Source organism: Streptomyces pratensis (assembly GCF_016804005.1).
GTDB lineage: Bacteria > Actinomycetota > Actinomycetes > Streptomycetales > Streptomycetaceae > Streptomyces > Streptomyces pratensis_A.
Map to the genome: position 1 here is coordinate 6442004 of NZ_CP051486.1, position 23584 is coordinate 6465587.

General features: G+C 70.4%; 21 protein-coding genes. 11 read left to right on the top strand and 10 right to left on the bottom strand.

What is annotated here, in order from left to right; all coding sequences use genetic code 11:
- Window positions 1–42 precede the first annotated feature (42 nt).
- From HED23_RS26805 to HED23_RS26815, 3 genes are all read right to left on the bottom strand, one after another.
- Window positions 43–618, bottom strand: a complete 576-nt coding sequence (locus HED23_RS26805) for a TerD family protein (protein WP_203185949.1) — start codon at window positions 616–618, stop codon at window positions 43–45.
- Between the two features lie 238 nt (window positions 619–856).
- Window positions 857–1315: a peroxiredoxin gene (locus HED23_RS26810; RefSeq protein ID WP_203185950.1), complete on the bottom strand. Its 459-nt coding sequence runs from the start codon at window positions 1313–1315 to the stop codon at window positions 857–859.
- 177 nt (window positions 1316–1492) lie between these two features.
- The gene (locus tag HED23_RS26815; protein WP_056784969.1) at window positions 1493–1930 is read right to left on the bottom strand and encodes a DUF3052 domain-containing protein; all 438 of its coding nucleotides are present in this window, start codon (window positions 1928–1930) and stop codon (window positions 1493–1495) included.
- Window positions 1931–2411: 481 nt separating this feature from the next.
- On the opposite strand from HED23_RS26815, the gene aceE reads away from it, so the two are divergent.
- Window positions 2412–5144, top strand: a complete 2733-nt coding sequence (aceE, locus tag HED23_RS26820; protein ID WP_203185951.1) for a pyruvate dehydrogenase (acetyl-transferring), homodimeric type — start codon at window positions 2412–2414, stop codon at window positions 5142–5144.
- A gap of 69 nt (window positions 5145–5213) precedes the next feature.
- On the opposite strand, the gene HED23_RS26825 is transcribed toward aceE, so the two are convergent.
- Together HED23_RS26825 and HED23_RS26830 are read right to left on the bottom strand one after the other, a co-directional pair.
- Window positions 5214–5642 (bottom strand): peptidase inhibitor family I36 protein, encoded by a 429-nt coding sequence (locus HED23_RS26825; RefSeq protein ID WP_203185952.1) that lies wholly within the window; start codon window positions 5640–5642, stop codon window positions 5214–5216.
- Window positions 5643–5851: 209 nt separating this feature from the next.
- Window positions 5852–7339 (bottom strand): MFS transporter, encoded by a 1488-nt coding sequence (locus HED23_RS26830; RefSeq protein ID WP_420803089.1) that lies wholly within the window; start codon window positions 7337–7339, stop codon window positions 5852–5854.
- Between the two features lie 238 nt (window positions 7340–7577).
- Here HED23_RS26830 and HED23_RS26835 point away from each other — a divergent pair, with 238 nt between their 5' ends.
- From HED23_RS26835 to HED23_RS26865, 7 genes are all read left to right on the top strand, one after another.
- Window positions 7578–8246: a TetR family transcriptional regulator gene (locus HED23_RS26835; RefSeq protein WP_203185954.1), complete on the top strand. Its 669-nt coding sequence runs from the start codon at window positions 7578–7580 to the stop codon at window positions 8244–8246.
- Window positions 8247–8482: 236 nt separating this feature from the next.
- On the top strand, window positions 8483–9694 hold the full coding sequence (locus HED23_RS26840; RefSeq protein WP_203185955.1) for an alpha/beta hydrolase: 1212 nt from the start codon (window positions 8483–8485) through the stop codon (window positions 9692–9694).
- Between the two features lie 108 nt (window positions 9695–9802).
- Entirely contained in the window at window positions 9803–10729 is a 927-nt protein-coding gene (locus HED23_RS26845) for a DUF4429 domain-containing protein (RefSeq protein ID WP_203185956.1), read from the top strand.
- A 301-nt stretch (window positions 10730–11030) separates the two neighbouring features.
- Complete coding sequence (locus tag HED23_RS26850; RefSeq protein ID WP_203185957.1) at window positions 11031–12380, top strand: sensor histidine kinase; 1350 nt, start codon at window positions 11031–11033, stop codon at window positions 12378–12380.
- Window positions 12377–13057 (top strand): response regulator, encoded by a 681-nt coding sequence (locus tag HED23_RS26855; RefSeq protein ID WP_203185958.1) that lies wholly within the window; start codon window positions 12377–12379, stop codon window positions 13055–13057. The genes HED23_RS26850 and HED23_RS26855 overlap by 4 nt, the downstream gene beginning before the upstream one ends.
- A 305-nt stretch (window positions 13058–13362) precedes the next feature.
- Window positions 13363–14406 carry an alpha/beta hydrolase gene (locus tag HED23_RS26860; RefSeq protein WP_203185959.1) on the top strand — a complete coding sequence of 348 codons (1044 nt, stop codon included), beginning with the start codon at window positions 13363–13365 and terminating at the stop codon, window positions 14404–14406.
- A complete protein-coding gene (locus HED23_RS26865; protein ID WP_203185960.1) occupies window positions 14403–15611 on the top strand; it encodes an acyltransferase family protein in 1209 nt (402 codons plus the stop codon). Before HED23_RS26860 ends, HED23_RS26865 begins: the two co-directional genes overlap by 4 nt.
- A gap of 22 nt (window positions 15612–15633) precedes the next feature.
- Here the strand turns inward: HED23_RS26865 and HED23_RS26870 are convergent, their stop codons facing one another.
- Both HED23_RS26870 and HED23_RS26875 read right to left on the bottom strand, forming a co-directional pair.
- Window positions 15634–16290: a response regulator gene (locus tag HED23_RS26870; protein WP_203185961.1), complete on the bottom strand. Its 657-nt coding sequence runs from the start codon at window positions 16288–16290 to the stop codon at window positions 15634–15636.
- Entirely contained in the window at window positions 16287–17498 is a 1212-nt protein-coding gene (locus tag HED23_RS26875) for a sensor histidine kinase (protein WP_203185962.1), read from the bottom strand. Before HED23_RS26875 ends, HED23_RS26870 begins: the two co-directional genes overlap by 4 nt.
- A gap of 278 nt (window positions 17499–17776) precedes the next feature.
- Between HED23_RS26875 and HED23_RS26880 the strand changes: the two genes are divergently transcribed.
- The 3 genes from HED23_RS26880 to HED23_RS26890 all read left to right on the top strand — a co-directional run bounded on the left by HED23_RS26880 (window position 17777) and on the right by HED23_RS26890 (window position 21332).
- Complete coding sequence (locus HED23_RS26880) at window positions 17777–18763, top strand: ABC transporter ATP-binding protein (protein WP_203185963.1); 987 nt, start codon at window positions 17777–17779, stop codon at window positions 18761–18763.
- Complete coding sequence (locus HED23_RS26885; RefSeq protein ID WP_203185964.1) at window positions 18760–19782, top strand: ABC transporter permease subunit; 1023 nt, start codon at window positions 18760–18762, stop codon at window positions 19780–19782. Before HED23_RS26880 ends, HED23_RS26885 begins: the two co-directional genes overlap by 4 nt.
- 704 nt (window positions 19783–20486) lie before the next feature.
- The gene (locus HED23_RS26890; protein WP_203185965.1) at window positions 20487–21332 is read left to right on the top strand and encodes a hypothetical protein; all 846 of its coding nucleotides are present in this window, start codon (window positions 20487–20489) and stop codon (window positions 21330–21332) included.
- A 124-nt stretch (window positions 21333–21456) separates the two neighbouring features.
- Here the strand turns inward: HED23_RS26890 and HED23_RS26895 are convergent, their stop codons facing one another.
- From HED23_RS26895 to HED23_RS26905, 3 genes are all read right to left on the bottom strand, one after another.
- Window positions 21457–21795, bottom strand: a complete 339-nt coding sequence (locus HED23_RS26895; protein WP_203185966.1) for an inner-membrane translocator — start codon at window positions 21793–21795, stop codon at window positions 21457–21459.
- Window positions 21796–22051: 256 nt separating this feature from the next.
- Window positions 22052–23068: an aldo/keto reductase gene (locus HED23_RS26900; RefSeq protein ID WP_203185967.1), complete on the bottom strand. Its 1017-nt coding sequence runs from the start codon at window positions 23066–23068 to the stop codon at window positions 22052–22054.
- Window positions 23065–23523: a MerR family transcriptional regulator gene (locus tag HED23_RS26905; RefSeq protein ID WP_203185968.1), complete on the bottom strand. Its 459-nt coding sequence runs from the start codon at window positions 23521–23523 to the stop codon at window positions 23065–23067. The genes HED23_RS26900 and HED23_RS26905 overlap by 4 nt, the downstream gene beginning before the upstream one ends.
- Between the last annotated feature and the right edge of the window lie 61 nt (window positions 23524–23584).

Here is a 23584-nt window from a genome sequence, read left to right on the forward strand (position 1 = left end):
CGCGATGGAGCTGAAGGTGTCCGGATGTGTCTCCGGACCGGCTCAGACGTTGACGCCGAAGTCCTGCGCGATGCCGCGCAGACCCGAGGCATACCCCTGGCCGATGGCACGGAACTTCCACTCCGCGCCGTTGCGGTAGAGCTCGCCGAAGACCATGGCGGTCTCCGTCGAGGCGTCCTCGCTGAGGTCGTAGCGGGCGAGCTCGGTGTTGTCCGCCTGGTTCACCACGCGGATGTAGGCGTTGCGCACCTGGCCGAAGCTCTGCTGGCGGCTCTCGGCCTCGTAGATCGAGACGGGGAAGACGATCTTGTCGACGTCGGCCGGGACGCCGGCCAGGTTGACCTTGATGACCTCGTCGTCGCCCTCGCCCTCACCGGTGAGGTTGTCACCGGTGTGCTCGACGGAGCCGTCGGGGCTCTTGAGGTTGTTGAAGAAGACGAAATTCCCGTCGCTGCCGACCTTGCCCTCGGCGTTCGTCAGCAGCGCGCTGGCGTCGAGGTCGAAGTCACCGCCGGTGGTCGTCCGGGCATCCCAGCCCAGACCGACGATGACCGCGGTCAGGTTCGGCGCGGCCTTGGTCAGCGAGACGTTGCCGCCCTTGCTGAGGCTGACTCCCACGAGTCCTCCAAAAGTGTTGCGAGGGCCGGCAGACACCAGCGCCCCCGTCGTGCGTTGGCATAGGATCAACGATTGGATCCTAGTGACCGGTTCCCGGCCAAAACAGGCTTTTGGCCGGTCGCGGCCAGGAGATCCCCGGATCCGGACGGTCGCAAACCCCGGATCCGCATCTCTCCGGCCCGGGGTCGCACATCCGGACACCGGATCCCGCGCGGGGCCGGTCCCGGGGGCACCCGGATCAGATCGAGTCGAGCGCCTTGACGTAGTCGTTCAGGTCACGAGCGTCCGGCAGGCCGTTGACGACGGTCCAGCGGACCACGCCCTCCTTGTCGATGATGAAGGTGCCGCGCACCGCGCAGCCCTTGTCCTCGTCGAACACGCCGTACGCCCGCGAGGTCTCTCCGTGCGGCCAGAAGTCCGAGAGCAGCGGGTACTCGAGGCCCTCCTGCTCGGCGAAGACGCGCAGGGTGTGGATCGAGTCGTTGGAGACGGCGAGCAGCTGGGTGTCGTCGTTCTCGAACTTCGGGAGCTCGTCACGGAGGGCGCACAGCTCGCCCGTGCAGACGCCCGTGAAGGCGAAGGGGTAGAAGAGCAGCACCACGTTCTTCTCACCGCGGAAGCCGGAGAGCTTCACGGTCCGCCCGTGGTTGTCCTTCAGCTCGAAATCCGGAGCCTGCGTGCCGACCTCGATCGCCATGTAAAACGCATCCCTTCACAAACGTCACACTTGCCCGGCCTGGGCCGTCCGGGTGACACCACCCTACGCAGCGTCCCCCGCCGGGCCCGGGGAGACCCGCACGGGCACGCACGAAGGCACGTACGAAGGCCCCCGGCGGCGTGGTGCCGTCGGGGGCCTCGGGTGATGAAAGAGCTCTCAGCGCTTGGCCTTGGCCCCCTTGGGAGTGACCAGACGGCTGCCCGTCCAGTCCTTGCCCGCGCTGATGCTCTTGGTCTGGGCGAGACCAGCTGTCTGGGCAGCCTCGTTGATGTCGCTCGGCTCGACGTATCCGTCTCGGCCGGTCTTGGGCGTCAGCAGCCAGACCGCCCCACCGTCCTCGATCAGACCAATGGCATCCACCAGCGCGTCCGTAAGGTCGCCGTCCTCGTCGCGGAACCAGAGCAGGACGACGTCAGCGACGTCGTCGTAGTCCTCGTCGACGAGTTCCTGGCCGATTGTGGCCTCAATGCCCTCACGGAGCTCCTGCTCGACGTCGTCGTCGTAGCCGATCTCCTGGACCACCTGTCCGGGTTCGAACCCAAGCCTCGCGGCCGTGTTGGTCCGTTCCTCCGCGTGGTCCGCGGTCGCGCTCACGGGTTGCCTCCTGATCATGTTTCGGAAAATGCTTCAGCCACGCGCGTGCGCGGGGCGTTGGCCGTAGTCCACACGGGCTCGGCGAATCGCGCAAGTACCCGGCGTACGAGACCGCCTAAACGGTGACGTTCCCTGCCACGTCGCCGCAACGTCCGGCATGTCTCCTGCGGGGCCGGAAATGGTGTCCGGACCCTTTACGTCCTTCCTCAGCTTATGCCGTTTCGCTCCGCCATTCGGATTCGAACGGGCTTTGGGAACGCTTGACCGGGTTGGGCGTATGGTTGCGGTTTGGGCGTGACCGCCTTCACCGCTGCTGTTGCTCGTGCCCGGACACGACGTCCGGGAACCTTGCGTTACCCCACAGTAGAGATGACGTTTAGGTCCTGGCGGTACACGATGGAGGCGGCTTACAGCGGCCACCCCGGGGTACGTTCCCCGCGACCAGGACCCGATGGGCACCACCGAACAGCGAAGGAACAGCGTGGCTTCCGCATCCGATCGCAACCCGATCATCATTGGCGGCCTTCCGAGCCAGGTCCCGGACTTCGATCCCGAAGAGACCCAGGAATGGCTCGACTCCCTGGACGCCGCCGTCGACGAGCGCGGCCGTGAGCGGGCCCGCTATCTGATGCTCAGGCTCATCGAGCGCGCGCGGGAGAAGCGCGTGGCCGTGCCCGAGATGCGCAGCACCGACTACATCAACACGATCGCCACGAAGGACGAGCCGTTCTTCCCCGGCGACGAGGAGATCGAGCGCAAGGTCCTCAACGCGACCCGGTGGAACGCCGCGGTGATGGTCTCCCGCGCGCAGCGCCCCGGGATCGGTGTCGGCGGCCACATCGCCACCTTCGCCTCCTCCGCCTCGCTGTACGACGTCGGCTTCAACCACTTCTTCCGCGGCAAGGACGACGGGCGGGGCGGTGACCAGATCTTCTTCCAGGGACACGCGTCGCCCGGCATCTACGCCCGCGCGTTCCTGCTCGACCGCCTCAGCGAGGCGCAGCTCGACGGCTTCCGGCAGGAGAAGTCGAAGGCCGGACACGCACTGTCGAGCTATCCGCACCCCCGGTCGATGCCGGACTTCTGGGAGTTCCCGACCGTCTCGATGGGCCTCGGCCCGCTCGGCGCGATCTACCAGGCGCGGATGAACCGCTACATGGAGGCGCGCGGCATCGCCGACACCTCCGATTCGCATGTCTGGGCCTATCTCGGCGACGGCGAGATGGACGAGCCGGAGTCGCTCGGCCAGCTCTCCATCGCCGCCCGCGAGGGGCTGGACAACCTCACCTTCGTGGTGAACTGCAACCTGCAGCGCCTCGACGGCCCGGTCCGCGGCAACGGCAAGATCATCCAGGAGCTGGAGTCGCAGTTCCGCGGCGCCGGCTGGAACGTCATCAAGCTGGTCTGGGACCGCACCTGGGACCCGCTGCTCGCGCAGGACCGCACGGGCATCCTGGTCAACAAGCTGAACACCACCCCGGACGGGCAGTTCCAGACGTACGCGACGGAGACCGGGGCGTACATCCGCGATCACTTCTTCGGTGACGACCCGCGACTGCGCGAGATGGTCAAGGACATGTCCGACCACCAGATCCTGCACCTGGGACGCGGCGGTCACGACCACCGCAAGGTCTACGCGGCCTACTCGGCGGCCAAGGCCCACAAGGGCCAGCCGACGGTGATCCTGGCGCAGACGGTCAAGGGCTGGACGCTCGGACCGAACTTCGAGGGCCGCAACGCGACCCACCAGATGAAGAAGCTCACGGCCGACGACCTCAAGCGCTTCCGTGACCGGCTGCACATCCCGATCGCGGACAAGCAGCTTGAGGACGGCAACCCGCCGTACTACCACCCGGGCCGCGACTCGGAAGAGATCCAGTACATGCACGACCGCCGCAAGGGTCTGGGCGGTTACGTCCCGACGCGTGTGGTGCGGGCGAAGCCTCTGCCTCTGCCCGACGATAAGGCGTATGCGACCGCGAAGAAGGGGTCGGGTCAGCAGTCGATCGCCACGACCATGGCCTTCGTCCGCATCCTGAAGGACCTCATGCGGGACAAGGAGATCGGCAAGCGCTTCGTACTGATCGCCCCCGACGAGTACCGCACGTTCGGCATGGACGCTTTCTTCCCGAGCGCGAAGATCTACAACCCGCTCGGTCAGCAGTACGAGTCCGTGGACCGGGAGCTCCTCCTCGCGTACAAGGAGTCACCGACCGGCCAGATGCTGCACGACGGCATCTCGGAGGCCGGCTGCACGGCCTCGCTGATCGCTGCGGGGTCGGCGTACGCCACGCACGGTGAGCCGCTCATCCCCGTGTACGTCTTCTACTCGATGTTCGGTTTCCAGCGCACCGGTGACCAGTTCTGGCAGATGGCCGACCAGCTCTCGCGCGGTTTCGTGCTGGGCGCGACAGCCGGCCGTACGACTCTGACCGGTGAGGGCCTGCAGCACGCGGACGGCCACTCGCAGCTGCTCGCTTCGACGAACCCTGCCTGCGTCTCGTACGACCCGGCGTTCGGGTACGAGATCGCGCACATCGTCAAGGACGGTCTGCGCAGGATGTACGGCGAGGACAGCGAGGACGTCTTCTACTACCTCACGGTCTACAACGAGCCGATCCAGCACCCGGCGGAGCCCGCCGACGTGGATGTCGACGGCATCCTCAAGGGTGTGCACCGCTACCGCAGCGGCGACAAGGGCCGGATCCCGGCCCAGATCCTGGCGTCCGGTGTGGCGGTCCCGTGGGCCCTGGAGGCCCAGCGGATCCTCGCCGAGGAGTGGGACGTGAAGGCGGACGTCTGGTCGGCGACCTCCTGGAACGAGCTGCGCCGTGAGGCCGTGGAGGTGGAGCGTCACAACCTGCTCCACCCGGAGGAGGAGCAGCGCGTCCCCTATGTGACGCGGAAGCTGTCCGGCTCCGAGGGCCCGTTCGTAGCGGTCTCGGACTGGATGCGTTCCGTGCCCGACCAGATCTCTCGCTGGGTGCCCGGCGCTTACCAGTCGCTGGGTGCGGACGGCTTCGGATTCGCCGACACCCGGGGTGCGGCCCGCCGCTTCTTCCACATCGACGCGCAGTCGGTCGTGCTCGCGGTGCTGACCGAGCTGGCGAAGGAAGGCAAGATCGACCGTTCGGCGCTGAAGACGGCGCTCGACCGTTACGAGCTGCTGGACGTGGCCGCCGCGGGCCCCGGCCCGGCCGGCGGTGACGCGTAGGGAACGCGCGGTTCAGGAAGAAGGGCGGCGGGCCCCGGGTCCGCCGCCCTTCGGCGTTCGCCCGGCCGCTCAGTTCTCCCAGATCTTGAAGGCCCTGACCGTGTACGGCGACCGGGGCACCCAGGTGCCCCCGCCCGGGTACGTCTCGAACTCGCCGGTCTCCGCACACTCGGCCGACTGGTACGTGGTGACGGGGCGCCCGGTCCGGTTGACGAGCGCCTGGGCCCGGCCGCCGGCCGGCAGGGGGACGCAGCTCTCGATGTCGACGGTGGACAGTTCGTGCACGTGCCTGGCCCCGGCGAAGTCGGGCTTCGCCCAGAGGCAGAGCTGTCCCGCCCCACAGGGTGCGAGGCCTGCCGGTGCGGCGTGCGGGGCGCCGGCGGAGCGCTCCTGACCGGGAGGAGCGGCGGGCGCGGCAGGCGCGGCGCCCGAGGACAGGGCCGTGGCCGGGACGAGTGCGGTGGCCGCCAGGGTGGCGGCGAGAACGGTCGTACGCATGGTGGATCAACCCCCGTGGTCGAGCGAGCCGGGTGGCTCGCCATGTCGGCACTCTGACCTGCGGAAGCACGGACCGGGAAGGGGGTGGACGACGGACCACCCTGATAGGCGACAGCCACGCCGGAACCGTCCGGCGGGGCTGTCGGGTGCACTGTGTTGACGTCCGGGACCCGGAGGCGGTCCGGGGCCCGTCAGGTGCCGCGCGGGTGTCAGATGTGGCCCGCGCCCATCTCCGCCTCGGCGTTCGCACCACGCTTGGTGAGCATGGCGACCAGGGCGGCGACCACAGCGACGATGCCCGCGACCATGAAGGCCGAGCTCATCCCCGACACGAACGTGTCATGGGCCACGCCCGTGATCTTCGCCGCGATCTCCGGCGGGGTGCCGGGGGCGATCGGCGGCATACCGACCTTGATGGCGGCCGACGCCTGGTCCAGCTGCGCCGGGTCGGCCGGGGGGAGTTCCGCGGCCTTCCAGTTGTCATCGAGCTTCGCGTCGACCTGGGCGGCCATGACGGCGCCGAGAACGGCCGTACCGAGGCTGCCGCCGACCTGCATGCCGGCCTGCTGGAGTCCGCCCGCGACGCCGGAGAGCTCCATCGGGGCATTGCCCACGATGACCTCGGTGGCGCCGACCATGACCGGCGCGAGGCCGAATCCGAGCAGTGCGAACCAGAGCGACATGGTCAGCGTGCCGGTGCCGATGGTCAGCTGGGACATGCCGAACATGGCGATCGCGACGGACACCATGCCGCCGACCAGCGGCACGCGCGGGCCGAACCTGGTGATCGCGAAACCGGCCAGCGGAGAGCCGACGATCATCATTCCGGTCAGCGGCAGCAGGTGCAGACCGCTGTCGACCGGACTCATGCCGTGGACGTTCTGCAGGTAGAAGGTGACGAAGAACAGGCCGCCCATGAAGGCGAACGCCATCAGCACCATCAGGACCACACCGGCCGACAGCGGCACGGAGCGGAACATGGCCAGCGGGATCAGCGGCTCACGGACGTTCTTCTGCGAGAGCGCGAACACGAGGAACAGGACGACGGCGGCGCCCAGGAAACCGAGCGTCTTCCAGTCCCCCCAGCCCCACTCGGCCCCCTTGATCAGCGACCAGACGAGGCAGAACATCGCCTGCGACAGCAGGACGATGCCGCCGATGTCGAACGACCTGGGCGCGTTCTCGGCGCGGTGGTCCCTGAGGATCACCAAGCCGAAGAGAAGCGCGATCACACCGACGGGCACATTGATGAAGAAGACGGACTGCCAGCTGACGTGCTCCACGAGCACGCCGCCGAGGATGGGTCCGCCCGCGGTCGATGCGCCGATCACCATGCCCCAGATGCCGATCGCCATGTTCAGCTTCTCGGCGGGGAAGGTGGCGCGCAGCAGTCCGAGCGCCGCCGGCATCAGCAGCGCGCCGAAGAGGCCCTGCAGCACCCGGAAGACGATCACCAGGGAGACGCTGTCGGAGAGGCCGATGGCGGCCGAGGCCGCCGCGAACCCCGCGATGCCTATCAGGAACGTCTGGCGGTGGCCGAAGCGGTCACCGAGCTTGCCGGCGGTGATCAGGGAGACCGCGAGGGCGAGCATGTAGCCGTTGGTGATCCACTGGACGTCGGCGAGAGAGGCACCGAGGTCCTGCTGGATGGCGGGGTTGGCGATCGCGACGATAGTGCCGTCGAGCGCCACCATCATCACGCCGATGGCGACGGCGAAGAGCGTCAGCCAGGGGTGGCCGCGCAGCCCTTTCGCCGGTGCGGGAACGAAGGTGTCTTCAGGCTCCCGCGGCGCCTTCTCGACAGTGGTCTGACTAGTCATGCGCAGGACGTTATGTCAGCGACTGACAGTTGCCAAACCCATTCTCGCGACAGTAGCCGTCACGTAACCCACAGGTAGGCTGAGCAGGTAAAAACCAGGAAAAGAGGTCCGGTACGTGACACGCAGGCAGACATCCGGGGTTCCCGTGCCAGGAGCTCCGGCCGGATTGCGCGAACGCAAGAAACGGCGCACCCGCGAGGCCCTCCTGCACACCGCCCTCAGACTCTTCACCACACAGGGGTACGAACGGACCACCGTCGACGAGATCGTCGACGCCGTCGAAGTCTCCCAGCGCACCTTCTTCCGCTACTTCGCGAACAAGGAGGCCGTAGCCTTCGCCGTCCAGGAGGCGGTGGACGCGCGCTTCCTCGCGGAGCTGCGTCAACGCCCCGCCTCGGAGGCCCCTTTCGAGGCAATGCGCCGAGCCGCCCTGAACGCCTGGTGCACGATCGCCGAGGCGGAGGCCGAGGACGTGACGGCCGAACTCCGGATGCGCGCCTACCGGATGATCGAATCGACGCCCGCGCTGCACGCCGCCCACATGCGGCGCAACATCGGCCTGGAGCATCAGACCGCTCTGCTGATCGCGGAGCGTGAGGGGCTCGACCCGGAGACGGATCCACGCCCCCGGGTCGCGGTGGCCGCGTTCACCGGGGTGCTGAGGATGACCGGACAGCTGTGGGGCCGGCAGAAGGACGGCGGAGCGGAAGCGCTCCAGAAGCTGACCGAACTGCACCTGGACCAGCTCGGACCTGCGCTCTCCGCCAGCTGGCGCGCGGCATAGATACACCTTTACGCGAACCGCACAGCTGTGCCGCACACCTCATCGTGACCGCATGGCCGAACTCACAATGCCCCGGCCACTGCCGCCGATTCGTGTGTCCGGCGGGGTTCCGGCGCGCCGGAGTGTGGATCCGCCGCACACGGAGTGTAAGAGACGGACGGTCAATTCCCTGCGGTCGAGTGATCCGTGTCACCCCTGCAACGACGTCACGCGCGCGTCTCCTAGGGTGGGGCGCAGTGACTTCCTTCGACTCCTCCCCCACTCTCACCGCGTGGCGCGCTCTGCTCGCCGTCGCGGTGGTGTTCGTGATGCTGGCGACCACCGGATGGACCGCCGTGCGTCACCAGCACTCCGTCGCGCCGCGCGAGATCGCGCTCGCTTCCTGGGCGAAGGACCGGATAGCCGGTCACGCCCTGCCGGACGTGAGCGCCCCGGCCTACCGGCTGGCCCACTTCTTCGCGACGCTCACGGCGGGCCAGCAGGTCGCCCTGGCCGACAAGTACCCGCTGGTGGTGGGGAATCTGAACGGTGCGCCGGTCACCCTGCGGTACCGGGCCAACCGGCACGCCCTGGCGCAGGCGGAATCCGCCGAGGAGCAGAGAGCGCAGGACACCCGGCTCTCACCGGACGGGCGCCATCAGGCCGTGCTCCGGCTTGCCCGCTTCCGATCACTGCTCGCCGGTGACCGGCAGATCCTCACCTTCGACCCGTCGGGCCGGGGCCGGGCGGCCGAGGTCTTCGGCGACCTCGACCGGGCCGAGCGGGTGTCGGTCGTCGTGCCGGGGGTCGACACGAATCTCCTGACGCTGGAGCGCAGCGGAGTCAAGAAGAACGCGGCGCCCGTCGGCATGGCGCAGTCGCTGTACGGCGCCGAGCGCTCGGCGCGCCCCGGTTCACGGACGGCGGTCATCGCGTGGGCCGACTACACGGCGCCCGCCGGGATCGGCATGGACGCCGCGCTGGGCGGACTCGCGGCACAGGGGGCGGTGCGGCTGAACGCCCTCGTGGAGGCACTGCCCGGAACCTCGGACATCTCGCTGTTCTGCCACAGCTACGGCTCCGTGCTGTGCGGCGTGGCCGCGCGTGAGCTGCCGTCCCGGGTGTCCGACATCGCGGTCGCGGGCAGTCCCGGGATGCGGGTGGACAACGCCGGCGCTCTGCACACCCGGGCCAGGGTGTGGGCGATGCGGGACGGGGACGACTGGATCGAGGACGTGCCGAACATGGCGGTGGGCGGGCTGGGACACGGCGCCGATCCTGTCGATCCGGCCTTCGGCGCGCGGATCGTCTCGGCGGACGGCGCGGTCGGGCACAGCGGCTATTTCGAGCCGGGCACGGAGAGCCTCAGCAATTTCGCCGCGATCGGCGTGGGTGACTACGACTCGGTCAGCTGCGCGACCACCGATGGCGCGTGCCACCGGGAGATCTCCGGCAAGGCAGAGGTCTGACGCGCGTAGAGAGACCTCTGACGCGCGTAGAGAACGGCGAACGGCCTTGCCCGATTTCGCCTGTACCGAAGGGGGACGTGCGGGCCTGTGCCACATACGATGAGGCACATGGGTGATGTGCTGGCCGGAATTCATGCCACCTGGGAGTTCGACACCGACTCCGTGCTCATCCGCTTCGAACGGGGAATCCGCACGCCGAGGCTCTTCCAGAGCCTGCGCAACCGCCGCATTCCGTACGCGGCGCTGTCTTCGGTGACGCTGACCCCGGGCAAGCGGGGCACGGTGGTTCTGCACGCGGTGCCGAGGCCAGGTGCCGATCCACTGCTGGAGGCCGCGGCCGGGCAGCTCAAGGAGGGCAACGACCCGTACCGCCTGGTGCTGCCCGCCGAGCGCGAGACGCTCGCCGAGTACTACGCGGACGAGCTGCGCGCCGTGCTCGGCCCCGAGGCGTCGTCGCCCGCCGAACGCTTCATGGTGACGGCTCCCGAGGCGCCGATGCACTTCAAGGCGTACGACGGCCGGGCGGGCTTCGACGGCTCCCTGGTCTCCTTCCGGTGGTTCTGGACGGGGGCGTCGAGCGCCAAGTGGAAGGCGGGCGACCAGACGTTCCCCGTGGCGGAGCTGGCCGGAATCGAGTGGCGCTCGCCCGAGGCCTTCGAGGGGTACCTCCGGCTGGTGCCGCGCGGCGCCGCGGCGGACTCCGAGACGGGCGGTCCGGCGCCGGACCCGGCACCCGATGCGGGGCGGGGGTCCGTGGCGCGTGTCCAGCCGGACCAGGATCCCGCCACCGTCGTGTTCGGTCTGGGGTACGGCCTGGTCCACGAGTCGCTGCCCTTCGCCGCGGCGGTCCTGGAGTCCGTACGCCGGACCCAATCGGTTCCTGTGGCGACCGCGCCCGTCCCGGTGGGCGGTGCGCGGCGCGACCCCGCGGACATAGCCGAGCGGATACGCCACCTCGGGGACTTGCACCAGGCGGGTCTGGTGACGGACGCGGAGTACAGCGCGAAGAAGGCGGAGCTCCTCGCGGAGCTGTAGGGACGGACGGACCCCGGGGGCCGCCGGCAAGCGGGGGCCGCCGCCAGGAACGCTTCCGCCGCCGGAAGGCGGGGCCACCGGCAGGAGGAGTTCCGCCACCGGAAACCGGGGGCCACTGCCAGAAGCGGTACCGCCACCGGAAACCAGGGGCCGCAACCAGAGGCGGCACCCCCATCGGAAACCGGCGTTCCCCGCCAGGAGCGGTTCCGGCGTCCCCTACTCCGGTACGGGGCCTCGGCTCCGCGGTCCACCCCTCGGTATGACGCCGCCCGGCGCACTCCGCGCCTACTCTGACCCGATCATGCCCCCTTCTCCCGCCGGGCCACCGCCCGCCGACGGTCTGCTGAGCGCCGCCCGCCGCAATCTGCGCGAGCTCGCCCACGGACTGTCACACGCGTCCCATCCGCCGACCCCGCTGTTCGCCGACTCCCCGAGGCGCTGGCTGCGGCTGGTGCCGTACGCCGCGGTGATCGCGCTCACCGCAGTCTTCATCCCCGTGACGATCGACGTGCTGACCAGCGACTACGGGGTCCCCGGCGGGCAGGCCGGAGCGCTCGCCGTCGGACAGGCCGCGCCCCTGCTGATGCTGGCGCACAGGCCGCTGCAGGCCTGGTGGATCGTCTTCGCCGCCGACATCGTGGGTGCCCTGCTGCTGCTGGGGCGGCCTGAGCAGCAGGGCACCATCTGGCCGTGGACCCCGCCGGCCATCGTCGGCTACCTCTTCGTGCTGCTGGCCCTGGGACTGCGCGAGAGCCGGCGGACCGTGATCGGCGTGTGGCTGATGACGGGCGCGGCCGGGCTGCTGCTGCACCTGGTCGCGCCCGTGCGCAGCGACGGCGGCGCGCTCCTGCTGGTGGTGCTCGGCGCGGTGGTGCTCGTGATCGGAGCTTCGGTACGGGAACGGGGCGAGGCACAGCGCCGGCTCGCCGAGCAGTGGACCATCAGCGAGGCCGAGCGGGCGCAGCGGACGCTGCTGGAGGAGCGCACCCGGATCGCCCGTGAACTCCACGACGTGGTCGCCCACCACATGTCGGTGATCACGGTGCAGGCCGACTCCGCTCCGTACCGGATCAGCGGGCTCTCCGAGGAGGCGCGGGCGGAGTTCGCGTCGATCGCCGCCGGTGCCCGGGAGTCGCTGGCCGAGATGCGGCGGCTGCTGTCGGTGCTGCGCAGTGACGGCAGCCGGGGCGAACTGGCCCCGCAGCCAGGCCTCGACCGGGTGCAGCAGCTGGTGGAGGCGACGGTGCGGGCGGGCCTGCCGGCCGAGCTGTCGCTGGCGGCGGACGTGGCGGAGGCGGTGCAGCGGGGCGCGGTACCGCAGGCGGTCGAGCTGTCGGCGTACCGCATCGTGCAGGAGGCGCTGGCCAACGCGGTCCGGCACGCGCCCGGTGCGCGTACGCGGGTGTCGGTCACGGCCCGCGACGGCCATCTGTCGGTGCTGGTCGTCAACGACAGGCCGCAGAAGCCGGGTTCGCCGCTGGAGACGTCGGGGACTGGACACGGGCTGGTCGGCATGCGGGAACGCGTACGGTTGACCGGCGGCACCCTCGACACCGGCCCTCTGCCCGACGGGGGCTTCCGGGTGGCCGCGCGGCTCCCGCTGCCGCCGCCCCAGCCGCCCTCGGCATCCGTGACTCCGGAGGAACCGTGACCATCCGCGTGATCATCGTCGACGACCAGGCCATGGTCCGGGCCGGGTTCGCCGCTCTGCTGGCGGCGCAGAGCGACATCGACGTGGTGGGCGAGGCACCGGACGGGCGCAAGGGTGTCGAGGTCAGCAGGACGGCGCATCCGGATGTCGTGCTGATGGACGTCCGCATGCCGGAGATGGACGGACTGGCCGCCGCCCGCGAGCTGTTGAGCCCGTCGGCGGGTGTGGCCCACCGGCCGAAGGTCCTGATGCTCACGACGTTCGACGTCGACGACTACGTCTACGAGGCGCTGCGCGCCGGTGCGTCCGGGTTCCTGTTGAAGGACGCCCCGCCGGCGGACCTGATCTCGGCGGTGCGGGTGGTCGCGGCGGGGGACGCGCTGCTCGCCCCGTCCGTGACCCGGCGGCTCATCGCGGACTTCGCGCGTCAGCGGCCGGCGGCGCCGTCGGGCGGACCGGCACTGCGGCTGAACGGCCTGACACCGCGTGAGACGGAGGTCCTGGAGCTGATCGCCCGGGGCCTGTCGAACCAGGAGATCGCTGCGCGGCTGGTACTGGCCGAGCAGACGGTGAAGACCCACATCGGCAGGGTGCTCGCCAAGCTCGGGCTGCGGGACCGCGCGCAGGCCGTGATCTTCGCTTACGAGTCGGGGCTGGTGACCCCGGGGGACGCGTAGCCCCCGGCGCCCTTCGGGACGCGTAGCCCCGCTACCCCCGGGGGACGCGTGGCTTCCTGGTTGCCCCCGGGGGACGCGTGGCCTCCTGGTTGCCCCCGGGGGACGCGTGGCCTCCTGGTTGCCCCCGGGGGACGCGTGGCCTCCCGGTGCCCCCCGGGACGCTGTAGGGCTGTCCCCCCGTACGCCCCCTACCCCGGTACCACCGGACAGTTGGCTCCGCAGGGTGACGCCCTGGCACCCGTCGTCTTCCTACCTTCCTCCTCTGCGCACCGAACGGTGTGCGCACGCCGTACGGGGAGGGCATCATGCGCCGATTCGCGAGGACACTGGCCGCGGTCGCACTGGCGACCACTGTGGTGGCGGGGACCGCCGGCTGGGCGTCCGGCACCACCCAGCGGGCGGTGACCGGGCCGCCGCCCGGCAGTGCATCGTGGCGGGCCGACGGGGTGCTGGGACGGGAACTGCCCGACCCGGGCAGCGCGACTCCGTCTCAGGTCGCTCTCTTCTTCCGCGCGTTGAGCGGCACGGAGCAGGAGACGCTGCTGGAGCGGCACCCGTCCGTGGTGGGCAATCTGGACGGAGCGCCGCTGGAGCTCCGCTACCGCGCCAACGCCCGTGCGCTGCACGCCTCCCACGAACCCCGGTTCAGGAGTCTCGCAGCACCCGGCCGGCAGATCCTCGCGTTCGACCCGCGAGGGCGCGGCCAGGTCGCCGAGGTGTTCGGGGACCTGCGCTCCGCGCGTCATGTGTCGGTCGTGGTGCCCGGGTCGGACATCGACGCCGGGACCTTCGACCGGCGCCGTGACGTGTACGGCACTCCGGCGGGCATGGCGAGGTCGCTGTACGCCGAGACGGGCGCGGGCAACGCCGTGATCGCCTGGGCCGGTTACACCACGCCGGTCGGCCTCGGCCTGGACGCGGCGACCGGTGGTCTGGCCGAGGCCGGGGCTGAGCGGCTGGCCCGGCTCACCGCGGGGCTGGCGGCCGACGGGCTGCCCGCGCCCGCCGTGTTCTGCCACAGTTACGGCTCGGTGGTGTGCGGGCTCGCGGCCTCCGGCCTCGGCGCCACGGACCTGGTCGTGCTCGGCTCCCCGGGGATGCGCGCCGACGACGTGGCCGGTCTGCACACCGGGGCACGGGTCTGGGCGGCCAAGGACGACACCGACTGGATCGACGACGTGCCGCATGTCGAGGTGGCGGGTCTCGGCCACGGCGCCGACCCGGCCGACGAGGAGTTCGGCGCGCGCCGGGTGCCCGCGGAGGACGCCGAGGGGCACACCGGGTACTTCGCTCCCGGCACGGACTCGCTCCGCGCCTTCGCCGCAATCGCCGAGGGGGGCTCCCGATGAGCGTGCGGCGGCTGGTCTCCAGGATCGACGCGGGCACCCCCGCCCACCGCGACCGTGCGGTCGACGGGCTGCGCGCCCTCGCGCTGACGGCCGTGCCCGCCGGTCACTGGCTGCTCGGCGGATTCGACCTCGGCAGCGGCGGCACACTGCACAACGCCAGCCCGCTCTCCACCTTCGCCGTGTTCTCGCCGGTGAGCTGGGTGCTCCAGATGCTGGGCGTCTTCTTCCTGGTCGGCGGCTACGCCTCCGTCCTCTCCTTCCGCCGCAGGCCGTCCACCACCGGGGCGTGGCTGCGGGGCCGGATGGTCCGGCTGGGCAGGCCGGTGCTCGGCGTGACCGCCGTGTGGGCGCTGATGATCCCGGTGCTGTACGCCGCAGGCGTGCCCGAGGCCACGCTGCGTACGGGGGCGAAGCTGGTGATCCAGCCGCTCTGGTTCGTCGGGGTGTACGCCGTGGTCACGGCGCTCACGCCGTGCTGCGTGCGCCTGGCCCGGCGTTTCGGATGCTGGGCGGCCGCGCCGCTGATCGGCTCGGTCGCCGTCGTCGACCTCCTGCGCTACGGACCGTACGCGGACGCCGTGCCGTCCTGGCTCGGTGTGCTGAACATCCTTCCCGGCTGGCTCTTCGCGTACCAGCTCGGCGTCTGCTGGGGCCAGGGCCGGCTCTCCCGGAGCGGCGCCCGGCTCCTGCTCGTCGGCGGCACGGTCCTGTTCGCCGTGCTGCTGCTTGCCTTCCACTACCCGGCGTCGATGGTCGGCGTACCGGGCGAGGCCCGGACGAATTCGCACCCGCCGTCCCTTCTGGTCCTCGCGCTGGCATCGGCGCAGAGCGGTGCGGCGGTCCTGCTGCACGGCCGGATCGGCCGGGTGCTGCGCCGTCCCGCGCTGTGGGCACCCGTGGTGGTGATCAACCTGTCGGCGATGACGATCCTGTGCTGGCACCAGACGGCGATGCTGGCCGCAGCCGTCCCGGCGTCGTTCGCCGGTGCGGTGCCCGGTCTGACGACGAGCCCGGACTCGGCCGGCTGGATCCTGGCGCGGCTGGCGTGGATGCCGTTGTTCGCCGCCCTGCTGGTGCTGATCTCCCGGTACGCCCGCCGGTTCGAGGCGCCCTGGGAGACGGGCGGCCGGGCCGGGAACGCCCGCCGGGCAGCGGCCGGGCTGCTCGCGGCGGGCTTCGCGGTCTTCGCGCTCAGGCTGGCCTGAGGCTCCGGAGAGGTGCTCGGGCCTACCGTCGACCGTCGACCAGACCGGATTCCCAGGCCCAGGCGGCGATCTCCACACGGTTGCGGGCGGTCAGTTTGTTCTGCACGTTGCCGAGATGGGTCTTCACCGTGCCCACGGAGATGGACAGTTCGGTGGCGATCTCGGCGTTGGTCAGACCCCTGGCCACCAGACGGACCAGGTCCTTCTCCCGTGCGGAGAGCGCGGTGTGCGGTTCCCGGGGCGCGGGCACCACGCTGTTCAGGCGCCGCAGCAACCGTACGGTGATGGCCGGGCTGACCAGTGCCTCGCCGGAGGCGGCCGCCCTGATGGCCTCGACCAGCAGGGCAGGGCCGGAGTCCTTGATCAGGAAACCGGAGGCGCCTTCGCTCAGGGCTCGCTGGACGTACTCGTCGTCGTCGAACGTCGTCACCACGACGACCTTCGGCGGGTTCACGGTGCCGGGCCGGGTCAGTCTGCGCAGTGCCTCCAGCCCGTCCATGCGGGGCATGCGGATGTCCATCAGCACCACGTCGGGCCGGTGCTGCCCGGCAAGTTCCACGGCGTGCACCCCGTCCGTGGCCTCACCGACGACGTCGATGTCGTCCTCCGCGGCGAGGATCATCGCGAACCCGGCGCGGACCATGGCCTGGTCGTCCGCGATCAGCACTCGGATCGTCATGAGACAGCCACCCCCGCCGTGGTCACCGGGAGCGTCGCCTCGACGCCCCAGCCCCCGGCAGTCACCGGACCCGCCTGGACGCTTCCGCCGATCAGACCCACCCGCTCGTCCAGGCCCTTCAGCCCGAAGCCGCTCCGGGAGACCTGGCGCGGCCGTCCGTCGTCGCTGACCCGCACGGTGAGCCGGTCTCCCGAGCGCTCCACGCGCACCCGCACCTCGGTACATCCGTGGGCGTGCTTGCGTACGTTGGTGAGCGCCTCCATCACCACCCGGTGGGCTGTGGTGGTCACCTCCACCGGCAGGTCGCCGAAGGCCCCCTCCAGTGCGAGCCGGGCCCGCGCCCCGCCGACGGCCGAGAACTCCTCGACGAGTGAACGTACTTCGCCGATTCCCGCCAGCGGCGTCAGCGCCACTTCTCCGTCGGCGTCGCGCAGCATCCCCACCATGTGCCGCATGGAGGTCAGTGCCTCGGAGCCCGCCTGCTCGATCCGCCGCAGCGCGGGCGGCACCAGTTCGGGCCGCCGGCCCGCGATCGCATGGGCGCCCTGTGCCTGTACGACGATGCCGGTCACATGGTGGGCGACGAAGTCGTGCAGGTCCCTGGCGAACTCCGTCCGCTGCTCCAGCTTGAGGGCCGCCGCCTGCCGCCGCCGGTCCACGAGCAGCAGGCGCGTCCCGAGGCCGATGCCCAACACCAGGAGCGCTACCAGGGCGAACATCAGCGCGAAGATGGTCGTGGACTGCTTGACCTGGACCGACACCGGTCGCAGCACGATCGCCAGGTACAGCAGCGGAATGGCCACCGCCGCCCACGACGGCACCCCGCGTCGGGCGACGACCAGCAGGAGCCACACCAGAGCCGCCGGTTCGGCGTATCCCAGCGCCTGCGCCCCGACCGACATCTCCATGTGCAGCACCACCGAGAGACACAGCGACACGAACGCCAGGGTGCAGCCGGCTGCCGGCAGCGCCCGGCTGCCGAGCCGTGGAGACGCCACGACGAGAGCGATGGCCAGCAGGGCACAACCCAGCTTGGCGGGGCCCAGCGCGGAGGCGCCGTCCTCCCCGATCCGGTAGAAGTCACCGCCCACCCAGTCCAGCACGACGAGACCGGCCAGGGCCACGACCAGCACCAGCCGGACCGTGACAAGTAGCTGCGGATGGTCCTTCCCCCGTGTGGCCGTGGGTGCGGCCGACCTCTCCAGCATCTCTCTCACCGTCCTCCCGCCGACCGGCCGAAAGTCGGAGCCGGCCGCGCACGATCTGTCTTTCGCCCGATCCGCCGCGGGGCGCGATGGACAAGAGTTGTCTCCATCGGGCGGCGTTCGCCGTTCATCACACGAGGAGGATGTCACGGTCGCGGCCGGCCCCGCCTCGAAGCGGAACCCCGCTTAGGCGACATCGCGACCCACCGGCCGACAGCGCACACGGCCGGGCCCTCCCCCCACGTACAGGGCCCACCCTCCCCCACGCACAGGAGCCACGGATGAATCACGCAGAGTCGCACCAAGGAAGCGGAACGGAGTTCGTGCGGCCGCCCGTCGGTGCGGCGGCGATCGAGGCCCAGGGGCTCGGGAAGAAGTACCGGCGCGGCTGGGCACTGCGGGACGTTTCCTTCCGGCTGCCCGCCGGGCGGGTATGCGGCCTCGTCGGCCCCAACGGCGCCGGGAAGAGCACCCTGATGGGCCTGGCCACGAACATGATCCGGCCGACGTCCGGCGCCCTGCGGGTGTTCGGCGCGGAGCCGGGGTCGACCGAGGCCGTCCTGCGGACCGCCTTCCTGACCCAGGAGAAGCCGCTGTTCCGGCGCTTCACCGTGGCGGAAACCCTGCGGCTGGGACGCGAGTTCAACCCTCGCTGGGACCAGGAGGTCGCCGAGGGCATCGTCCGCGCGGGCCAGGTGCCGTTGGAGGCGAAGGTCGGAACACTGTCCGGGGGGCAGCGCACCCGCGTCGCCTTCGCCCTGGCCTTCGGGAAGCGCCCTGATCTGCTCATCCTCGACGAGCCGATGGCCGATCTGGACCCGCTGGTCCGCCGCGAGCTCATGGCCACCCTGACGGAGGAGGCCGCCGAACACGGCACCACGGTGCTGGTCTCCTCGCACATGCTCGCCGAGCTGGAGCACATCTGCGACTACCTCCTCGTCATCGCGAACGGCGGTCTTCGTCTCGCGGGCGCGGTGGACGAACTGCGCGCCGCACACGCGCTGTTCGCCGTTTCCGGGGACGGCTCGTCCCCCACGCTCGCGCCGCACAGGGTCATCGAGCCCCGCAACGAGGGCAGGCCGGGCGTCCTGGTGCGCCTCGGCGGGCCGGTCGAGTACGGCGGGCAGGCCGAGCCTCCCACCCTGGAGGAGCTGCTGCTCGCCTACCTGCGGTCACCCGACGCGCCGCCGCTGATCGCTCCCGGCGCCCAGGCCGGCGACATCCAGGACGTCATCACCCGCGACCGGCAGAAGGCTGTGACCGCATGACCACCCTCACTCGTGACCCGGCCCGCACGGCGCCGGCCGGATCCCTGCGGAACAGCTGGATCCCCCGGCTCGGCGGTCCGGTCTGGCTCGTCTGGCGCCAGCACCGCGCCGCGTTCTGGACGCTCATCGCCGTCATGCTCGTCGGCGTGTCCGTCATGGCCTACCTGCGCGGGCAGGCGATGGACTTCCTGGCCGCCCAGGACCCGGACTCGCGGAGGCTGGGCGGCTTGCCGTCCGAGTTCGAGACCCACGTCGACCGTCTGCACAGCATCGGGAGCTACCTCGGCTTCGTCCCCGTCCTGGCCGGTGTCTTCCTCGGGGCGCCGCTCGTCGCGGGCGACCTGGAGACCGGCACCGCCAAGCTGGTGACCTCGCAGTCCGTCAGCCGAACGCGGTGGCTCATCACGAAACTCGTCGTTCCCGCCGCGGTGCTCGCCCTGTCGACCGGCATGCTCACCGCCGTGTTCACCTGGTGGTGGCGCCCGCTCAAGGGGCTTTCCGACGCCCTCATCTGGACCTCCCTCTTCAGTGTCACGGGGGTCGTACCGGTGGCCTACGCCCTGCTCACGTTCACCGTGGGCGTGGCGGTCGGTCTGCTCCTGCGCCGCACGCTGGTGTCGATGGTGGTCACCCTCGGCATCGTCGTGGCGATCGAGTTCGCCTGGAGCGAGGTCTGGCGGAGCCTGGGGCACGTCATGTCGATCAACACCGACAAGGGCGTCGGGCCCGGTCTGGTACCGCCGGAGCTGCCTGACCAGGCGGAGCAGCAGGGACAGGGCACCTACTTCCTCACCGGCTCCGGAGACCGCCTGGACTGGACCACCTGCCTCGATCAGATGGACAACGACCGGGCGCACACCGCCTGCCTGGAGTCGAAGCACGTCATCGGCTGGTCCCTCGACTACCTCGACGTCTCCCAGATGCAGGCGATGCAGTGGCTCGGGGCCGGCGCCATGTTCGCCCTCGCCGCGGCCGTCGCCACCTTCGTCGTCCTCTGGGGCCGCAAGCGCCTCCTGTGACGGGAGCCGCCGCAAGCCGGCCGAGGAGTGCCTTGACCGCCAGGACCTCCTCGGCCGCGAGGCACGCGGGTCCCGGTTCAGGCCCGAACCACCGCACAGCGAGCAGCTGCTTCGGGACGGCTGACGAGTAGTGACAAGTGGGGCGAGCGTTCGTTTCCAAAGCATGACTACAACTGATGCCCCAGCGGAAGCAGCAACGACAACGGGCTCCGGATACGCATTCTTCATTTCGAAACACGCACCGAGAAGTGCGAAAAGCGTACCCGGCCCCAGGACTGCACAGCCGGTACCCGAGTTGCATTCGCATACGGCACCCCCGAGAACAGCCACATGGGCGACGGATACGCCGATGTACGGGGAGCTGATCAGGCGCTGGGCCGCTCGCGGCAAGACGCTCCCCGGCGCCCCGGATCCGGAGTGGCGCCGACTTACCTCCTATCGGCACCACCAGGAGGAAACGGAGCGGACGCTGCGGATACTCCGCCTCCAGAAAAGCACACCGGTCGGATGATGTGCCGACCTGAAGCAATGTCGATTCACGAACAAAAAGCACGAACGACCGAGAACATGGCGCGGAATTATTGTCGTCAGATACTACCCCGCAGGCCCAATCGGGTCTTTTCGGGATCTTGCTGCATCTAATTCGGCCGCAACGGCGTTGACCGACCGTGGAAGCCAGGGAGATGTGGAAGCGGCACGCCGTTTTGGCCGACGCCTTCTGCGGTGCGGACGACCGTGTGCGTGAGGCGCAGTCGGTATTCGACGGGGCACAGGCGGAGCGTGCAAGAACTCTTGCCGCTTTCGCCGTCACTGTGGGTAGCGATGCGGCGGTGGCCGAGCTGCTGGGGCTGAACGAGCGCGAGGTGCGAATTGCCCGCCGTACCGTCGGAAAGAGCGATGCGCGCTCGCTCGCCGGGACACTGCTCAACCATCCGTCGAGCGACGCTCCGGACGTCGGCGCGGCGCCGGAGGCCGCTTCCGACGACAGCCCCCCGCCTGCTCCCCGAAGCAGGAATCCCTCGGTCGAGGTGCATCCGGAGTCCACGCATTCCTCCATTCCGTCCCCCCGCGTGGAACAGTTCCGGACTCGGCAGGCGACACCTGCGGCGTCCTCGGGAGTGAAGGAGTGGTCACATGCTCGCGACTCCTTGCTCGTGGACGGATGGAACAAGGGCACGGATGCCGCAGCCCTTGCCGCCCAACTGGGCATCGGGCTCACACAACTGGTCTCCCGGGCCCAGTTGCTGTACGCGGAGGGCCGCCTCGCGCAGGTACGCCGCGACCGGGGCCGCCACCGGCGCCTGACGGACGAATTCACCCGGAGCGTCGAGACTTCCCACGGATTCGACCACGCTCGGCATTCGGACGCGAGCGAGAACCATTCATGGCCGTCGCCGGCCGATGCCCCTGGGCAGGGTGAAGCGGCGCGATACGCGCCCTATGGCCAGGGCGCCGGAGCATTTCTTCCGTCTCAGATCGATTCGACGCCCGGGAACTCCGGCTACCCGGTCCAGCAGAGGTGGGCGCACGACTATTCGGCGGGGAGCTGACACCCGGCTCTCTGCGGCCTCGGCCCGTTCTTCGTCCACCAGGTCCGAGCTCGGCGATGGCCTTGACGGTCCCAGGGCGTTCGGCGGTCCCGCCGACGTCGTAGCGGGGCGCCCTGCGTCCGGGTCAGGGCCAGGACCCCGACGCGTGGACCGCCAGGAAGACACAGATCGTCAGCTGCACCGCCCCGATGACTCGGTGCCCGAGCCGCAGCAGCACGACGGCCGTCACCTCGGGCACCAGGGCCAGAGCACCGAAGCCCAGCACCGGCGCCCAGTCCGGGGACGGCACGCCGGTCGCCGTCCGTGCGGAGCCGGCGCCCGTACGGCCCACTCCCCGGACGGCGAGCACGATCACCACCACCAACCCGGCCACGGCGTCAACGAACAGCACGAGAAGCAGGAGACAACCTGCGGTGAGGACGCCCTCCCCACCGGAGGGCTGCTTGTCGGCAAGTTCGGACATGGCTCGACGATCGCCCGGAATCCACCCTTCCGAACGGTCCGTCGCCGACTCGCACCCCAGGCGTACTCCGCTCTTTACGGGCCCGCCCGGTCCCTGCGATCTCTCGACCGCCCTCGTTCTCCGACAAGCGCGCGGACACTCCCCCTGCGGGCCGGTCGACAGCCTGCCGCCCGGCGGACAGCGAAGCCCGCCGGGCTGCTCACGGCGGGCTTCGCGGAACGTGCGCCCCGGCGGGCCCGAGGCCGGCGGGGGCCGCCTACTCGCGCGCGGTGGCCGTGCTGCTCATGTCCGGGTAGCGGTCGCCCGCCACCTGGGCCGCGATGGGCTCCAGCAGCTCCAGCTCCTGCCCGGTCAGCGTCAGCCGGGTCGCCCCCACGTTCTCCAGCAGACGGCTGCGCTTACGGGTTCCGGGGATCGGCACCACGGTCAGGCCGTGCACCTGTGACCGCTGCTGCACCCAGGCCAGGGCGACCTGCGCGGCCGTCGCGCCGTGCGCCGCCGCGATCTTGTGCACCGGTTCCAGCAGCGCGGTGTTGGTCTTCGCGTTCTCGCCGGTGAAGCGCGGCTGGTGCACACGGAAGTCGTCCTGCGTCAGGTCCTTGACGGCGTCCGCGAACGCCCCGGTGAGGAACCCGCGGCCGAGCGGCGAGTACGGCACGAAGGTCACCCCGAGCTCGACGGCGGCGGGCACGGCGCTGTGTTCGACGTCCCGGCTGAAGAGCGACCACTCGGACTGCAGGGCCGCGATCGGGTGCACGGCGTGCGCCTCACGGAGCTCGTTCCCGGTCACCTCGCTGAGCCCGAGCTGCCTCACCTTGCCCTGCTCCACCAGCTCCGCCATCGCACCCACCGATTCGGCGAACGGGACGAGCGGGTCGCGGCGGTGCATGTAGTAGAGGTCGATGACGTCGGTGTTCAGCCGGCGCAGGCTGGCCTCGACGGCCTGCCGGATGTACGCGGGGTCGTTGCGCACACCCCGGTAGTGCGGGTCGTCGGTCCGCTCCACGGCGTACTTCGTGGCCAGCGTGATCTCGTCCCGGTGGGCCCCGACGAACGGCGCGAGGAAGGTCTCGTTCGCCCCGCGCCCGTATATGTCCGCCGTGTCGAAGAGCGTGACGCCTGCCTCCAGCGCCGCCTCCAGGGTGTCCCGGGCGGCCGCCTCGTCGGTGTCCCCGTAGAACTCGCTGATCCCCATGCAGCCGAGCCCCTGGACACCGACCTGCGGGCCTCCGGTGCCGAGCTCCACTGTCGCGATCTTTCCGGTGTCACTCATGGCCTCAAGCCCTTTCCGACGCCGGCGCCGCCATAAAATTCGATCTTGTGGTCGAGCACCGCCAGGGTCCCCTGGAGCTCCGCGATCCGTGTCCGCACGTCGCGCCGGGTCGCCTCCAGCAGCTCCTGCCGCTCGGCGAAGGTGTGGTCGCCCTCGCGGAGCAGCTCGGCGTACCTGACCATGTCGGCGACCGGCATTCCGGTCAGCCTCAGCTTGCCGACGAAGGCCAGCCAGTCCAGGTCGCGGTTGCTGAACCGCCGCTGTCCCGTGTGGGAGCGGTCGACGTGCGGCATCAGCCCGATCCGCTCGTACCAGCGCAGCGTGTGGGCGGTGAGCCCGCTGAAGGCGACGACCTCGCTGATGGTGTAGCGGTCCTGTCCCTCGGGGCGCGGATGCGCCTTCGGGGCTGAAGCGCAGGTGTCGGTCCGTGCGGAAACGCTCTCCATCACCGTCATGCCTCCACGCTAGAACCTTGGAGTGCACTCCAAGCAAGCGCAAACGGGTGGCGGTCCCGGA

What these genes read in the sequence shown, in the direction of transcription:
- HED23_RS26810 (WP_203185950.1), bottom strand. Translation starts at nt 1,315, where the DNA reads ATGGCGATCGAGGTCGGCACGCAGGCTCCGGATTTCGAGCTGAAGGAC.
- HED23_RS26825 (WP_203185952.1), bottom strand. Translation starts at nt 5,642, where the DNA reads ATGCGTACGACCGTTCTCGCCGCCACCCTGGCGGCCACCGCACTCGTC.
- HED23_RS26830 (WP_420803089.1), bottom strand. Translation starts at nt 7,339, where the DNA reads ATGATGGTGGCGCTCGACGGCACTATCGTCGCGATCGCCAACCCCGCC.
- HED23_RS26845 (WP_203185956.1), top strand. Translation starts at nt 9,803, where the DNA reads ATGGGTGATGTGCTGGCCGGAATTCATGCCACCTGGGAGTTCGACACC.
- HED23_RS26850 (WP_203185957.1), top strand. Translation starts at nt 11,031, where the DNA reads ATGCCCCCTTCTCCCGCCGGGCCACCGCCCGCCGACGGTCTGCTGAGC.
- HED23_RS26860 (WP_203185959.1), top strand. Translation starts at nt 13,363, where the DNA reads ATGCGCCGATTCGCGAGGACACTGGCCGCGGTCGCACTGGCGACCACT.
- HED23_RS26865 (WP_203185960.1), top strand. Translation starts at nt 14,403, where the DNA reads ATGAGCGTGCGGCGGCTGGTCTCCAGGATCGACGCGGGCACCCCCGCC.
- HED23_RS26870 (WP_203185961.1), bottom strand. Translation starts at nt 16,290, where the DNA reads ATGACGATCCGAGTGCTGATCGCGGACGACCAGGCCATGGTCCGCGCC.
- HED23_RS26875 (WP_203185962.1), bottom strand. Translation starts at nt 17,498, where the DNA reads ATGCTGGAGAGGTCGGCCGCACCCACGGCCACACGGGGGAAGGACCAT.
- HED23_RS26880 (WP_203185963.1), top strand. Translation starts at nt 17,777, where the DNA reads ATGAATCACGCAGAGTCGCACCAAGGAAGCGGAACGGAGTTCGTGCGG.
- HED23_RS26885 (WP_203185964.1), top strand. Translation starts at nt 18,760, where the DNA reads ATGACCACCCTCACTCGTGACCCGGCCCGCACGGCGCCGGCCGGATCC.
- HED23_RS26895 (WP_203185966.1), bottom strand. Translation starts at nt 21,795, where the DNA reads ATGTCCGAACTTGCCGACAAGCAGCCCTCCGGTGGGGAGGGCGTCCTC.
- HED23_RS26900 (WP_203185967.1), bottom strand. Translation starts at nt 23,068, where the DNA reads ATGAGTGACACCGGAAAGATCGCGACAGTGGAGCTCGGCACCGGAGGC.
- HED23_RS26905 (WP_203185968.1), bottom strand. Translation starts at nt 23,523, where the DNA reads ATGACGGTGATGGAGAGCGTTTCCGCACGGACCGACACCTGCGCTTCA.